We start from the raw sequence: 13,144 nt of genomic DNA, 5'->3' as shown, positions 1-13,144 counted from the left end.
TCGCCTCACCTCAGCCGCTCGCAACGCACCCCTCCATGATTCCGTCGAGCTCGGCTTTCGATAGCACCCCGAGCTCGGCGATGAAGACGATCCGTGCGCGCGGCACGCCTGGCGTCGGCGCATCGCCCGGCGCCAGCGTCGCCCGGCCGCCGGCGAAGTGAAATACCATCAGACGTCCGGGCTGCTCGATCGTCTCGAACAGGCCTTTCGCGCGCGCAAGCTTCGGTGCCAGCTTGCCGATCGCCTGCTGCAGGCGCGGCAGCGAGAGCGGCCGGTCGGAGGTCCAGCTCAGCGTCTCGAAGCGTTCTTCTGCCGGCCGTTTCGGCCCCGGCTCGCGCCGTGCCGGCGTGCGCTCGGTGCTCGCGGGAAACAACAATGCTGCGGGAATTTCACCATGCCGCGCGTCGACCACCACGGCAGGTGAGCGTAGCGCGCGGATAGCATTGCGTATCCGCTCCCCCGCCTCCTCGTCCGCCAGATCGAGCTTGCTCAACGCCACGATATCAGCGACGCGCAACTGCGATCGCATCAGCGCGTCGTCCAGGGCGGCCGGCGGCGTCGCCGCGTCCATCACGCAGAGCACGGTTTCCAGCGGCGCCTCGCGCAGGATCACGGGGTCCAGCAGATTGCGCACGATGTCGGCGGGATCGGCGACGCCGCTGGTTTCGATCACGATGTACTCCGGCTTCGGATCACGCCGCAGCAGCGTCGAGAGCGTGCGCAACAAATCGCCTTCGAGCGAACAGCAGATGCAGCCATTGGCAAGGCTGACCACGCCGTCGCTCGCGCCCGCGATCAGCTCCGCATCGATGTTGATCGCGCCGAAATCATTGACGATTGCGGCGATGCGCCGTCCGTCCGCGTTTGCCAGCAGATGGTTGACGACCGTCGTCTTGCCTGCCCCCAGAAAGCCCGTGACCAGGAGAATGGGGACCGGCATGGCTCAGCTCTCGACGACGGGCCGGCGGACGGGCTTACCGGGCCGCGCGGTCACATCCAGAATGCCGTCGCTGATCAGCGGCTGGCCGCTGACGACGAGATGGCGGACGCCTTCGGACGGACGGTTCATCGCCGTGAAGGTCGCGCGGTCCGAGAGCTTCTCATAGTCGAACACGACGATATCGGCATCGGCATCCTTCGTGAGCCTGCCCTTGGCCCGCATCGCCGGTGTGCTCGTCGACAGGATCTCTGCGGGGATCAGCGCGCATTTGCGCACGCCTTCGAGCAGCGACACGGCCTTGCGCTCGCGCACCCATTCGCGGATGAATTTTGTGAAGCAGCCGGCCGAGCGCGGATGCGAGGTGGCGTCATCGGGCAGCGGCCAGGCATCGCCCTTGTAGGTGGTGCCGTCCGGCAGCGTCCACGGCATCGCATCGGATGCGATCGCGCCGCCGGGATAGAGCACCGACATGTCGAGAAGGTCGCGATGATGCGCATTGTTCTCGGTGTCGAGGATGTGCCAGAGCACCAGCGAGGACGGCTCCTCGGCTTGCGCCTTGAGCAGCTCCTCGCGGTCGTGGAAGCGATAGCCGTCGGTCACGCGCTGCACGGAGTCGTAGCCGGTGCCGTTGCGCTCGACGAACTCGGGATCGCTGAAGAAGGCGGCCGCCAGCACGGTCGAGCCGGTGCCGTAGGGGTAAGCCTCGACCGTGATCGGCAGGCCCTGGGCCTGCGCCTTCTCGATCAGCACGCGGCAGCGTTCGATGTCGGTCTTGCTGGACGAGTTGAAATGGCAGATGTGCATGTGCGCGCCGGTGGCACCGGCATAGCCGATCAGGCGGATATAGGCCTCCGCCGCGCTTTCAGGGTCGATGCGCGACATGTAGGCCACATGGGTGAAGGTCGGCACGTTCTGCTTCGCGGCGAGCTGGCACACCGCGGTCAGCTCCTGCACGCCGGCGCCCGGCGCATAGGCGTTCAGGATGCCAATGCCGATACCGCCCTCGTTCAGTCCGCGCGCGAGGCGTTCGAGGATGCCGGCGACCTCCGCATCGGTTGCGACGTTGTCCATCCAGCGGCGATCGCGCATGGCGTTGCCGAACGCTTCGAGCGAGCTCTCCGCGTTGGAGCCCGTCATCGCGCCGATGCGCGCAAACGCCCAGTTGGTGGCGGCGCCATAGTTCAGCACCCGGCCCTTCCGGGCCTGGCGCTCATACCAGGAGGCGACCGGCAGCACGCCGGCCTCGAGATCGAGCGTCGTCGTGACGCCGTCGAAGGCCTGCATGCGGTCGGCCGGGATCGACTGGCCATGGGCGTGCAAATCGATGAAGCCGGGCGCAACCACGAGCCCGGTCGCATCGATCACCCGCTCGGCGCCGCCGAGCGAGGAGCCGACGGCGGCGATCCTGCCGTCCACCACCGCCACGTCGCCGATGGCGTCCATTCCGCTCGCCGGATCCACCACCCGGCCGCCAGAGATCACCAAACCGCTCATATCGTCACTCCCGAAAGCAGAATGCCAGAACCTCCGAAGGCCCGGCAGCAGCTTCGGAGGCAGGTTCGGTCACATAGAGGCAGATTCTGGCAACAACGACCACCTCCGAGGATGCCGATGCATCATGCTTGCATGGGAGGTCCGGACGCGCGTTCTCGTCCTCGCGGCATGTTTTGCCCGAGCTATGCGCTCCTCTTCACACCCTCGTCCTGACGGAAAAGGGCGCAGGGAAGACCGGGCGCCGGCTGGCACCCATAAAACCCCCATGCGAAAATGATGCACACGCAATGCACAGGGGAGACACAGGGCAACCGAAACTCGGCCTTCCCTGCGCGATGGTCTGACGGCTTATGCGCGCTCTCCCCGGAGACGAATTCCTTTTGCCTCCGTCGCGATCGCGAAATTCACGACCATCGCGCCGGTTGACGCGATGACGCCTTCGCAAACGCTTGACCGTAGCGACGACGGCCAGGACCACACGGTTTCGCCGTACGCAGGCATCCTGCTTCGCCAGGAGGCTTCGCAGGATACGGTCCTGCTCTGCCAACAACTCCGCAAGTATGGGCCCGTTCGTCGACGCGGTTCGCGCCATGCTCACGAGGTTCATCTCGCCCTGCACGCTCGATTCCGCCTTGACGCCGCCCGCGTCCACCGCAACCCAGCCCGCGTTTCGTGACGACGTACGACCGCCCCTTTTGTGGGCTGGGATGGCCGACACATACGACATTTCCGAATTTCGGTAAAGTGGAATATTTTCGACGAGGCAGCTTGACAGCGGGTTTACTGTTTCGTCCGACTGCACGCTGGTGCGGCCGAACCGGATCAAGCTGCAGGCCTTTCGGGAGCCTCCCCGCTGAGTTCCCCGCTTTTGCGCCACTGAGCCGGCGTGATGCCCATGTGGCTCTTGAAGGCGCGCTGGAACGCCGCTTCGGATTGATACCCGACAGCTTCCGCCACGGCGCCCGTCGAAAGCGAAGATTTCTTCAGTTCGTTCGCGGCGAGCGCCATCCGGATATCGGTCAGGAGATCAGCGGCTGAGCGCCCGAGCTTCTCCTGGAATTGCCGCGCGAGCGTCGCTCGCGACATGCCGCACAGACGCGCCAGCTCGGGCAGCGACCATGCGCGCGCCGGCTCCTTGAACAGGGCGGCTACCGCCGGCGCGAGACGCGGATGACCGGCCAATGCAAGCAGACCGCGTGGCGCGTCGTCCGTCAGGCTGGCGAGCCGCAGCACCAGCGCGAACATCGCGCTCGACAGCGCGTTCAACATCGCACGTCCACCGAGGCGATCGCCTGCGGACTCGCTGCGCATCAAGGCGACGAGACCGGCGAGTTGCCCCGCCGTGTCTCTGTCGCCAGCGTCAGAGCCGGCATGCACGACGAGGCGCGGTGGCAGATAGCTACGAAGCAGGCGGTCATGCGGCGGCGCGATGGCAAAGTGTCCGCACAACAGATCGAGCCGTTCCTCCGAGCCGGGATTTTCGCTGATCGTGAAATTGAGAGATGCGCGATTGCGCGCCGGCAGCGGCACGGCCCCGCTGCCATCGTGCATGACGTGTCGGGGATTGCCCGGAAGCAGCAGGATGTCGCCGGGCTTAAGCTTGAGCGGCCGGCCCCCCGCCGGATCGTCCAGCATCGCCGAGCCGGCAAGCACGGCGTGATACGGAATTTCGTTCGGCTCGCCCGGCCCCTGGTCGATGCGCCACGGCGCGCCGTAGGCGCAGCGCAGGTCGAGCCGTCCGCGCACGGGCATCATCTCGAACAGCCGGCTCAGCCAATCCATGCGGTCTCCTAAGACCATCTCATCTCGAGACGTTTGAGCATATAATCGAGATTTATTGACATTCAAAGTATCAGTTCGCGACCCTATTGTCACTCCGCAATCGTTCACCAACCCGAACCAAGGAGTGGCACCATGTCCCGTCTTTCCGTTCCCCGTATCGACTCCGCAACCGGCGCGACCGCTGAAATCTATGCTCAGATCAAGAAGGCGATCGGTAGCGTGCCCAACACCTTTGCCGCGATCGGCGCCCATGGGCCGGACGCGCTCAAGGCCATCCTGCTTGCCGACAGCGTGCTCGCGTCGGGCACGCTCGCGAAGCGCGACCAGGAAACCATCAAGCTTGCCATCTCCGAGGTCGCCGGCTGCGACTACTGCGTCGCCGCGCACAGCCTGCTTGGAAAACTCGCGGGCCTGAAGCCCGACGAGTTGAAGAAGATCCGCGAGCGCCGGGCGACCGGCGATGACAAGCGCGATGCGCTGATCCGCTTCGTCCGCAAGCTCGCGCAATCCAGTGGCACTGTCAGCGACGCGGATTTCGCCGCGATCAAGGCTGCCGGCTACACCGACGCGCAACTCGTCGAGATCAGCCTTGCCTTCGCGACCACCGTCTTCACCAACGTGTTCAACCGCATCAACGACACCGAGATCGACTTTCCCGCGCTCGCCTGAAGCGACTGCGCCAGTCAGATCTTGAATGAAAGGATCACGACAATGACCGCGATAACCAGCAACATGCAAAATCCGTTTGTCCGCGCACTGCAAAAGTCCGGCCTGCTTGCGAAGGATCTCGACTACCACGTCGTTCGAGCGTCGATGGTGATCATGTTTCTCTTCTTCGGTTACCAGAAGTGGTTCCCGTATGAATTCGAGCGACTGGTCCCGTTCATCAGCAACGGGCCGCTAATCTGGTGGCTCTATCCCGTCTTCGGTCACGCGGGCGCCAGCTATTTCCTTGGCGCTTCGGAGTGGACGTTTGGGACGCTGTTGCTCGCCGGCTTCTGGAACACGCGGCTCGGTGTCCTCGGCGCCCTCGGCTCGACCGGTACCTTCATCGCGACGGTCACGATCATTCCGTTCATGCCGGATGGCTGGGACGTCGCTGCGGGAGGATTCCCCGCGATGACCGGCAACGTCCCCTTCCTGATGATGGACGTCGTCCTGCTGGCGGTGTCGTTCTATCTGCTGAGGCAGGATGTGGTGCGGCTGATGCGGCAATAGGGTTTGGGATCTATCATTCGGTGGCGGCGGTCCGTTCGCTCGGCGGGCCTGCCGTCACGGTAGACACTGCGCCGCGGCTCGACAAATTTTTCAAGACTGGCGCCGTGTTCCGGATGAACATTCAGACACGCTTCGATCTCGAAACCGCAGAAGACGCGCTCGCACGGCGAATCAAGAAGATCGCGGCTTACGGTTGATCGGGAGATTCTCACTCCGCGAATCGGTGAACAGCGCTTATCATGCGGAGCAATATTCCGCCTCCGGAGAGTTCCATGGCGTTGCTCCACACTCAACGGCAATTAACGCTACCCTGGGGCGGCGAATGTCGCTCGACACGCGATGATCTTCTCGCCCGCTATCTTCACCTGCGGGAAATCTCGAAACGCCTTCATGGCGAGGTGTTCAAGTCGATATCTGATGACACGCTGCTGGATCGTGCACGTCGCCTGGGATTGGCGCAAGGGAGGACATTGGCTCTCGAAGACCCGGACGAGACCTATTATATCTATGACTTGGCGATCTACACCGCACCGGCCGATCGTTCCCGCGCGATCGATCGCTATGCGAAATCGGCCAGGTTCGAAGCGCAGTCTGACGAGCGGCGAATGCTGGAGGCGATGCGCGCCTCGCAATTTGCGATACTCATGGTCGAGCGACGTCACGACACGATAGGCCTGATCGCAACCGATATCCTTCGGAATTCCAAGGTATGGCTGATCGACGTCGGGCTCGAGCATTCGATCGACGACGGACAATTATTCGCGACCCGGCTGCTCACCGTCGAGACGTTCTCGATGACCGCCGGCGTCTACGTACCCTTCGAGATCAATATGCTCGAACCGATCTGCATGATGCTGCCGCGGCGCGTGGCCGACACCAAGCTGAGCCAGGTCGCCGACGACAGACGTTTTGCGGAAGCCGTATACAAGGTGGGGTTGGCCGACGGCGTCATGGATCGCCTGGCCTACGTCGAGCCCGGCTGAGCTGGTTGATTCATTCAATGGCCTCTAGTCGAAGAACTCGCTGATCTGAGGCTCTCGGTTCACCCGGCGGAGCGATATTGCGGGGTCGCTCGGGCAGGATGTGTGAAGGCGTGCTCCATGGTCAATCCTCAGAGAAGTGTCGGACGAAACGACCCCTGCCCCTGCGGCAGCGGCATGAAATTCAAGAAGTGCTGCCTCAATTCACAACGCCTGGACGAGCCGTCGTCCGGATTGCAGCGAGCTGATCCGCAAGCGCGCGACGTTTCCCGAACAGCGATCGAGCAAGAGAAAGGCGCGACCTGGCGATATGATCCATTCGTGGAGCCACCCCCGGATCGGTGGCTTGCGCTGGAAGAAGAAGAGCGGATCGATCTCGTACTGGCGTATCATCGACATGCTGGCATCCGCCTCCCGCGGGAGAAATTGCACGCTGTCATTCACGCCGTTGTCGAGAGCCAGATTGCGGATGCCGAGCTGCCGGTGCGAGGAACCGCGCAGCGATTGATGTCCGAAGGGCTCGATCGTCACGAAGCCATACATGCGATCGGCTCTGTGCTTGCCGGACACATCAACGATCTGATGCGCGGCATCAAATCGGACGGCGACGACCTGGACACCACGTCCGGCCACGATCCGAATGAGGGCTATTTCGCTGAGCTCGAAGCTTTGACCGCAGAAGGGTGGCGCCGGTCGACCTGATCGGCGCGTCAACGCCTCGAAATGGCGCGCCCTCGAGGAATCGACTTCGGTCCCAACCTTCAGGGGACGAGGTGAACAACGTGCAGCTCCCCAGGTTCTCCGCGCAGTCAAAAGCTCCGGGCCAAGGCCCGGAGGTCGCGGGTCGTCGCGACGAGGGAAAAATTGTCGCCCGGTTGTGAGGCGACAACCAACTACTGCGCCAATCTCCGCTCGGCGACGATCCGTACAGGCGGAAACGCAACGCAATCCACCACGTCGAACATCACTTCGATGCTGCGATCGAACGCCTGAGCAAAGGCAATCGCATCGTTGCGCCGTTCGTCGGCGATATGCATGCCGAGCGTGCAGTGCGGGGTCCATGTTCCCGGCCGGTAATGCGGACGGCAATGCGCCGGGTCGATTGCGGCGCTGATGGAGCTGTGGATGCGGGTTAGCGCCGCATTGGAGATCGGCTCCGCCCAGAGAACGAACGGCGAGCCTTCGAACCAACGAAGTCGTTTGAACTCGATGCGCAACTGCGCCTCGTCGGCGACAGCGGCCCGCATCGCGCCCCATGCGGTTTTCTCGTCGATCTCAGGCGCATCGTAGATCGCAAATGTAAGATGCGGCCGGTAGCCGAGCGCACGCATCGACGGCTCGGCTTCGAACGCAGCGACGTGATCCCACAGCCGCTCGATCTCCCCGGCTGAACCGTTGTCGGCTCGGATGTTGATCGCTAACGCCACCGGCTTACCCGACGGGCGAAGCGGGGACGCAGAGTGCTGCCGGCCATCAGCCGCCTCCGGCCGCGGGAGTTGGTCGGGCCGCATCCGCTGCGGCCTGGGGCTCGACCAGCAGCCCCTGTCGTTCGTAGCGGCGGCGGGTCTTGCTGAAGCGTACGACGACGGCATATCGGGTGCTCCTCGCCTTGGCGCGCCGCGTCAGCAGAGCCTCGCCCGCGGGAAGAAATTCGAGATCGTCGAGGCCAGCGCAGCGCAAGCATGCCGGGCCGGGCGTCTCCATCATCAGGAGATCGCCGGTGCCGCCGCACCGATGGCATGTCCAGTCCGCTTTCAACGGTTGAACAACGACCAGCTCCGGGGCACGGCTCACCTTTTCCGCCAGGCGCTCGCGCTTCTTCTCGGAAAGCTCCGGCGACACCCAATGTGTGCGGTACGACTCCTCGAGAGCCGGATCACCGCTGCGGCTGAATCGGAGCGGTTGGCGACGCGGCGTACGCGCGACATATTCCGTCGGGTTTGCGAGCAGTCCCTGCGCGGTCGCCCAAGACCGGAACAGCCGCATGGCTTCCGAGACGCGCGCCGGATCGGTCGGGATAGCCTCCTCAAGGCAGTCGACCTGGCCACGGCGCCAACGCTCCGCCGCTCCAGGGTCAAGCCATCCGATCCCGACGAGAATATCGATGGCACTTGCAAAGTGCCGGGCGGCAAGCGAGGCCTCAGCCGACCTGACGACGCGATCAGCAAGGGGAACCTTATTCTTCCGGCTCATGGTGACTCAACCAAATCCGCTGCAAACCACGACCAGCCCGCCATTCCGGGAAAAACGAGCTACGAAAGCCCTGCCACACGCCATCTTGCCGGGATTCAAAGGCTGATGATCGGGAGTTTCAAGTGGAAATTTTCCGAGCCGCTCGTATCTCGGTCAGCCACTACGAAGGATCGGTTTCGAACCCATGCAACCTGCCGTGAAGCTGCTCCGCCGTCTTCTCGCCCCCATTGTCATTCAGTGAGCTAGGCGGGGTGGCGCTACGGTGGGCAAAGTTCCAAAGGTTCCGTGTGATCGTCCGACGTATTCTGCAACGCGACTCCTGTCATTCCATTTCGCGCCGCGCGCTCCTCGGCGGAATTTTGTCGGCGGGAAGCGCCCTCGCGCTCGGCGGATGCGCCGGCCTGAGTGCGGCCGGCGCGCGCTTCGACGCGTCGTCCCTCTCGGCTGACCCCACATTGCTTGTCACCACCACGCGCAAGCCCGTGAACGGCGGTCGCACGAAACCCTGGTTCGGGCCGGAGCGCGCCACGACCATGACAGTCGCGCGGGCGAAGCTGGTGGCGCCGGACGAGGGCCGTCTTTCTCTCGCGTCGGTTGGAATTGGCGATTGGCGCCTTGACCGGGTCGAACCGGTGTCGGCCGACGTTGGCGATCTCGTTGCGCAGGCCGGCGGAGGAGACGTGCTGATCTATGTGCACGGCTTCAAGCAGACATTCGAGACGGCGGTGCTGGATGGCGCCCATCTCTCCGATGGGATCAAGTTTCGCGGCCGGACCATGGTGTTCTCCTGGCCCTCCAAGGCAGGACTATTCGACTACGCCTACGACCGCGACAGCGCGATGTGGTCCCGCGACGATTTCGAACGCGTGCTCTCTGCGCTGGTGTCGGCGCCAGGCGGCGGCCGCGTGCACATCGTTGCGCACAGCATGGGAACCATGCTGACGCTCGAAAGCCTGCGTCAGCTCTATGCGCGATACGGCGACACAGTCACGGGCAAGATCGGCGCGGTCGTGTTTGCCGCGCCTGATATCGACATGGATGTGTTCTCGTCGGCGATCCAGCGCATCGGTCCGCTTGCCGGAAAGATTACCGTGATCGCCGCGACGAACGATCGCGCGCTGGCACTGTCGGGACAGATCGCAGGCGGAATGACCAGGGTCGGCGCCGCCGAGAAGGCCGCCATCGCGCGGCTCGGTGTGCGCGTGGTCGATGCCTCGCAGGAAGGCTGGGGCATCATCAACCACGATCTGTTTCTGTCCAATGCGGAAGTGCAGCGGGTGATCCGCCGCTCGATCGACGGCACGACCGCGTAAGAGAGCGCCTGGACGGCGAAAGCTCGTGGGCACGCTGGTTGCGGCTACAAGCGGAAAAACGGCTGGGTTTCGGAATGCCCGGTCTCGTACGCAAATGGCGCGCCATTCAGAATAAAACTACGAACTCTTATGTAATTGAAATCGCTACATAACCTCGACGCAAACCCTGCATGCGATGCTCGCATGTGCTCAAAGGACAGCAGCCAGAGCCCGTCAACGAATTGCGGCTTGCCGATGAAAGACCTATGTTGGATTCATAGTCAGGCAGCCGCCCATCGCGTGGTGAGAGTCTGCTGGGATGACCCTCACGGTGGATGGTTTGCATTCCGCATCGGAGGTGATGTCATGGCCATTGCTCCCACGCTCCAGAAATACCTAGCCGCTGAAAACATCCAATACGAGGTGATACCGCACGAGCTCAGCATGACGTCCGCTCGGACGGCCGAGGCATGCCATATCTCGGGCGACCGCCTCGCCAAGGGCATCGTATTGCGGCGCGACGGCGGATACATGCTGGCCATCTTGGCCGCATCGCATCATCTCCGCCTGTCGGACTTGAGGACAAGTCTCGGCGACAATCTCCACATGGCCGATGAAACCGAGATCAATCGGCTGTTCAGCGACTGTGCACACGGTGCGGTTCCTGCCGTCGGCAAATGCTACGGATTGGATATCATCGTGGACGACAGCATCGAGGCACAGCCGGACATCTATATCGAAGCCGGCGATCACGAGACGCTGCTTCATATGGGTCATGCGCAGTTCGCGCGCCTGACGGCCAATGCGCCGCACGGGCGGTTCAGCGCGCACGATTGAGCATTTCGCACACTGCCTGTTACGGTCGTACAATTCGGAAGATGGGGTTGGGGGCGCCGCTGCATTGCTTCAATGCACCTGAAACCCACGAACGGAGGTTCGCCATGAAAGTCAAGGACGTGATGCACAAGGGTGTCGACTGGGTCAGCCCCAACACCCCAATCACCGAGCTCGCCAAGTTGATGCGGACGCATGACATCGGCTGCATTCCGATTGGCGAGGACGACAAGCTGGTCGGGATGGTGACCGACCGCGATATCGTCTGCAAAGGGCTCGCGAGCCACAGCTTCGACGCCGGCCGCGCGACGGCGCGCGACGTGATGACCGAGGGCATCCATTGCTGCCGGGAGGACGATGACCTCGCAAAGGCGATGCATCATATGGAGAAGCTACAGGTCCGCAGGCTGCCGGTGATCAACAAGAGCAAGCGGATGGTCGGCATCATCAGTCTGGGTGACGTCGGCCATTCCGCGGCAGGTGATTTGCTGACCGAGACCGTCAGGAGCGTTTCGGCGCACCACTGAAATACGGCCAGGGCTCCGCTCGCGATCGCCGCTCGACCAGGCGTCGAGCTGGGCTGGAGCTATGCCTTCAAGGAGCTATGCCTTCAACATGCAACCATCGCGCGGCACAAAGGCGCCGGCGCGAAGCGCTTTCCATTACGCCGGCTTGAACGCAAGGCGATGTGGGTGGACGTCGATCTGGAATATCGCGGATTTGGCGCTCCCTAGGGGAATTGAACCCCTGTTTCAGCCTTGAGAGGGCCGCGTCCTAACCGCTAGACGAAGGGAGCGTGAGGGCTAGCCAATAACCTCGAAATTTGTCCGCCGCAAGGACCCGAACGGGCCTTTTACGGCTCATTGGCAAATTTCAGCTTTCCGGCCGGCTTGAGCGTGTGGGCATCGAAGGTGCGGATCTCGATGACCCCACCGATATCCAGCGTGACCACGAGACGGTCGCCGGCGACCCCGGTGGAAACGATCTTGGCGCCCTTCGGCAGGGTGGCGGTGATGTCGCTCACGGGATCAGTCGCCCTTCCCTCCGACTTGAAAAGGCGGTAGCCCACCGCGATCAGGACGGCGCAGATGGCCAGCGCCGAGGTCAACCCCGCGATCAGCATCATCCGCCGCACCCGTGCAAACAGCGCGGCCTGCTCGGGGGTCGGTTCGGGAACAGCGGTATCAGACGTCGTCATGGATAGCTCAGGCTCAGCGCAAAGGTTGGAGGTCACGGTCGAAGGCGACGAGGGCTCGGCCCGGCTCGACCGCGTGCTGGCGGCGCGCCGTCCCGACCTGTCGCGATCAAGGCTCAAAACCCTGATTCTGGCGGGTGCCGTGAGCTTGAAGGCCACCGCGGTCCGCGACCCCGCTTATCACGTCGCATCCGGCGATACGATCATAATCGACGTGCCGGAGGCGGCCCCACCGGAGCCCAAGGGCGAGGATATCGCCCTCGATATCGTGTTCGAGGACGACGACATCATCGTCATCAACAAGCCTAGGGGGTTGGTGGTGCACCCCGCGGCCGGGCACGAGACCGGCACTTTGGTGAACGCGCTGATCGCCCATTGCGGCACCTCGCTATCGGGGATCGGCGGAGTGCGCCGGCCCGGCATCGTGCACCGGCTCGACAAGGACACGACCGGACTGATGGTGATCGCCAAGAACGACCTGGCGCACGCCTCGCTCACCGCCCAATTCGCCGACCATGGCCGCACCGGGCCGATGCGGCGCGGCTACATGGCGTTCGCCTGGGGGCTACCCGGCCGCCATCGCGGTACCGTCGACGCGCCAATCGACCGCCACCCGTATGCGCGGGAGAAGATGGCGGTGCGCCAGGGCGGCCGCGAGGCGGTGACGCATTGGGAGCTGCTCGAGAGTTTTACAGGGCGCGACGGCAAGCCGATCGCGGGGCTGCTGGCCTGCGAGCTCGAGACCGGACGTACTCACCAGATCCGCGTCCACCTCGCCCATATCGGCCACCCCCTGATGGGCGACGCGGTCTATGGCCCGCATTTCAAGACCAAGGCGAACCAGCTCGGACCGGAGTCGCAAGGCGCTTTGACGGCGCTTGGCCGTCAGGCCCTGCATGCTTATTTGCTGGTACTTGAGCACCCCCGGACCGGAGAACTTCTTCACTGGGAGGCCGGCCTGCCGGAGGATTTGCTTCTCCTGGAGCGCGCTTTAAAAGCGGCGCTATGACGCAGGGGTTTTGAGAAAACCGTTACCTTACAAAAAGTTATAGCTGCCACACGGGGACGTGACGTCAGCAATCCTTCCCTTTTTGACCCCCGATAGGGTATATTGCGCCTGCGTTGGAAATGACCAACGTGGAACATCGCAGCTACGACCGGCTTTAACCAAGCGGTCGTCTGCCTGGCCCGCCGCTATCGGGGGCCTGAACCTCTG

General features: G+C 63.4%; 15 protein-coding genes, 1 tRNA gene and 1 pseudogene. 10 read left to right on the top strand and 7 right to left on the bottom strand.

The window, feature by feature from the left end:
• Positions 1–10: 10 nt before the first annotated feature.
• From ABID58_RS25935 to ABID58_RS25925, 3 genes are all read right to left on the bottom strand, one after another.
• Positions 11–940, bottom strand: coding sequence for a CobW family GTP-binding protein (locus tag ABID58_RS25935; protein WP_354035568.1), 930 nt, complete (start codon positions 938–940; stop codon positions 11–13).
• 3 nt (positions 941–943) lie between these two features.
• Positions 944–2,434: an amidohydrolase family protein gene (locus ABID58_RS25930; protein WP_354035566.1), complete on the bottom strand. Its 1,491-nt coding sequence runs from the start codon at positions 2,432–2,434 to the stop codon at positions 944–946.
• Positions 2,435–3,256: 822 nt separating this feature from the next.
• On the bottom strand, positions 3,257–4,216 hold the full coding sequence (locus tag ABID58_RS25925) for a cupin domain-containing protein (RefSeq protein ID WP_354035564.1): 960 nt from the start codon (positions 4,214–4,216) through the stop codon (positions 3,257–3,259).
• Positions 4,217–4,348: 132 nt separating this feature from the next.
• On the opposite strand from ABID58_RS25925, the gene ABID58_RS25920 reads away from it, so the two are divergent.
• The 6 genes and pseudogenes from ABID58_RS25920 to ABID58_RS37405 all read left to right on the top strand — a co-directional run bounded on the left by ABID58_RS25920 (position 4,349) and on the right by ABID58_RS37405 (position 7,116).
• The gene (locus tag ABID58_RS25920; protein WP_148755801.1) at positions 4,349–4,885 is read left to right on the top strand and encodes a carboxymuconolactone decarboxylase family protein; all 537 of its coding nucleotides are present in this window, start codon (positions 4,349–4,351) and stop codon (positions 4,883–4,885) included.
• Positions 4,886–4,927: 42 nt separating this feature from the next.
• Positions 4,928–5,434 carry a YkgB family protein gene (locus ABID58_RS25915; RefSeq protein WP_354035562.1) on the top strand — a complete coding sequence of 169 codons (507 nt, stop codon included), beginning with the start codon at positions 4,928–4,930 and terminating at the stop codon, positions 5,432–5,434.
• A gap of 20 nt (positions 5,435–5,454) precedes the next feature.
• Complete coding sequence (locus ABID58_RS25910; protein ID WP_354035560.1) at positions 5,455–5,631, top strand: hypothetical protein; 177 nt, start codon at positions 5,455–5,457, stop codon at positions 5,629–5,631.
• A gap of 42 nt (positions 5,632–5,673) precedes the next feature.
• On the top strand, positions 5,674–6,417 hold the full coding sequence (locus ABID58_RS25905) for a DUF7986 domain-containing protein (RefSeq protein WP_502916432.1): 744 nt from the start codon (positions 5,674–5,676) through the stop codon (positions 6,415–6,417).
• Positions 6,418–6,540: 123 nt separating this feature from the next.
• Positions 6,541–6,619, top strand: a pseudogene (locus ABID58_RS25900) (SEC-C metal-binding domain-containing protein); the annotation flags it as partial.
• Positions 6,592–7,116: a hypothetical protein gene (locus tag ABID58_RS37405; protein WP_502916434.1), complete on the top strand. Its 525-nt coding sequence runs from the start codon at positions 6,592–6,594 to the stop codon at positions 7,114–7,116. The pseudogene ABID58_RS25900 and the gene ABID58_RS37405, both read left to right, overlap by 28 nt.
• Positions 7,117–7,307: 191 nt before the next feature.
• Here the strand turns inward: ABID58_RS37405 and ABID58_RS25895 are convergent, their stop codons facing one another.
• Together ABID58_RS25895 and ABID58_RS25890 are read right to left on the bottom strand one after the other, a co-directional pair.
• Positions 7,308–7,841 carry a 2'-5' RNA ligase family protein gene (locus tag ABID58_RS25895; protein WP_354035557.1) on the bottom strand — a complete coding sequence of 178 codons (534 nt, stop codon included), beginning with the start codon at positions 7,839–7,841 and terminating at the stop codon, positions 7,308–7,310.
• A 46-nt stretch (positions 7,842–7,887) separates the two neighbouring features.
• The gene (locus ABID58_RS25890) at positions 7,888–8,607 is read right to left on the bottom strand and encodes a hypothetical protein (protein WP_354035556.1); all 720 of its coding nucleotides are present in this window, start codon (positions 8,605–8,607) and stop codon (positions 7,888–7,890) included.
• A gap of 287 nt (positions 8,608–8,894) precedes the next feature.
• Here ABID58_RS25890 and ABID58_RS25885 point away from each other — a divergent pair, with 287 nt between their 5' ends.
• From ABID58_RS25885 to ABID58_RS25875, 3 genes are all read left to right on the top strand, one after another.
• Positions 8,895–9,920, top strand: coding sequence for an alpha/beta hydrolase (locus ABID58_RS25885; protein ID WP_148755806.1), 1,026 nt, complete (start codon positions 8,895–8,897; stop codon positions 9,918–9,920).
• A gap of 345 nt (positions 9,921–10,265) precedes the next feature.
• A complete protein-coding gene (locus ABID58_RS25880; protein WP_354035553.1) occupies positions 10,266–10,736 on the top strand; it encodes an aminoacyl-tRNA deacylase in 471 nt (156 codons plus the stop codon).
• Between the two features lie 104 nt (positions 10,737–10,840).
• A complete protein-coding gene (locus tag ABID58_RS25875) occupies positions 10,841–11,260 on the top strand; it encodes a CBS domain-containing protein (protein WP_148755808.1) in 420 nt (139 codons plus the stop codon).
• Positions 11,261–11,454: 194 nt separating this feature from the next.
• On the opposite strand, the gene ABID58_RS25870 is transcribed toward ABID58_RS25875, so the two are convergent.
• Both ABID58_RS25870 and ABID58_RS25865 read right to left on the bottom strand, forming a co-directional pair.
• Positions 11,455–11,529, bottom strand: a tRNA-Glu gene (locus ABID58_RS25870).
• Between the two features lie 57 nt (positions 11,530–11,586).
• Complete coding sequence (locus ABID58_RS25865; protein ID WP_354035552.1) at positions 11,587–11,931, bottom strand: hypothetical protein; 345 nt, start codon at positions 11,929–11,931, stop codon at positions 11,587–11,589.
• Here ABID58_RS25865 and ABID58_RS25860 point away from each other — a divergent pair.
• Positions 11,930–12,937 (top strand): RluA family pseudouridine synthase, encoded by a 1,008-nt coding sequence (locus tag ABID58_RS25860; RefSeq protein WP_354035551.1) that lies wholly within the window; start codon positions 11,930–11,932, stop codon positions 12,935–12,937. The genes ABID58_RS25865 and ABID58_RS25860 overlap by 2 nt on opposite strands.
• Positions 12,938–13,144 lie beyond the last annotated feature (207 nt).

Origin of the sequence: Bradyrhizobium sp. S3.2.6 (genome assembly GCF_040546885.1) — a bacterium.
Taxonomy (GTDB): Bacteria; Pseudomonadota; Alphaproteobacteria; order Rhizobiales; family Xanthobacteraceae; genus Bradyrhizobium; species Bradyrhizobium cytisi.
Note: the sequence above shows the minus strand (reverse complement) of the source record. Positions and strands in the feature narration are given on the sequence as shown.

What these genes read in the sequence shown, in the direction of transcription:
- ABID58_RS25935 (WP_354035568.1), bottom strand. Translation starts at nt 940, where the DNA reads ATGCCGGTCCCCATTCTCCTGGTCACGGGCTTTCTGGGGGCAGGCAAG.
- ABID58_RS25930 (WP_354035566.1), bottom strand. Translation starts at nt 2,434, where the DNA reads ATGAGCGGTTTGGTGATCTCTGGCGGCCGGGTGGTGGATCCGGCGAGC.
- ABID58_RS25925 (WP_354035564.1), bottom strand. Translation starts at nt 4,216, where the DNA reads ATGGATTGGCTGAGCCGGCTGTTCGAGATGATGCCCGTGCGCGGACGG.
- ABID58_RS25920 (WP_148755801.1), top strand. Translation starts at nt 4,349, where the DNA reads ATGTCCCGTCTTTCCGTTCCCCGTATCGACTCCGCAACCGGCGCGACC.
- ABID58_RS25915 (WP_354035562.1), top strand. Translation starts at nt 4,928, where the DNA reads ATGACCGCGATAACCAGCAACATGCAAAATCCGTTTGTCCGCGCACTG.
- ABID58_RS25905 (WP_502916432.1), top strand. Translation starts at nt 5,674, where the DNA reads ATGCGGAGCAATATTCCGCCTCCGGAGAGTTCCATGGCGTTGCTCCAC.
- ABID58_RS37405 (WP_502916434.1), top strand. Translation starts at nt 6,592, where the DNA reads ATGAAATTCAAGAAGTGCTGCCTCAATTCACAACGCCTGGACGAGCCG.
- ABID58_RS25890 (WP_354035556.1), bottom strand. Translation starts at nt 8,607, where the DNA reads ATGAGCCGGAAGAATAAGGTTCCCCTTGCTGATCGCGTCGTCAGGTCG.
- ABID58_RS25880 (WP_354035553.1), top strand. Translation starts at nt 10,266, where the DNA reads ATGGCCATTGCTCCCACGCTCCAGAAATACCTAGCCGCTGAAAACATC.
- ABID58_RS25875 (WP_148755808.1), top strand. Translation starts at nt 10,841, where the DNA reads ATGAAAGTCAAGGACGTGATGCACAAGGGTGTCGACTGGGTCAGCCCC.
- ABID58_RS25860 (WP_354035551.1), top strand. Translation starts at nt 11,930, where the DNA reads ATGGATAGCTCAGGCTCAGCGCAAAGGTTGGAGGTCACGGTCGAAGGC.
- ABID58_RS25865 (WP_354035552.1), bottom strand. Translation starts at nt 11,931, where the DNA reads ATGACGACGTCTGATACCGCTGTTCCCGAACCGACCCCCGAGCAGGCC.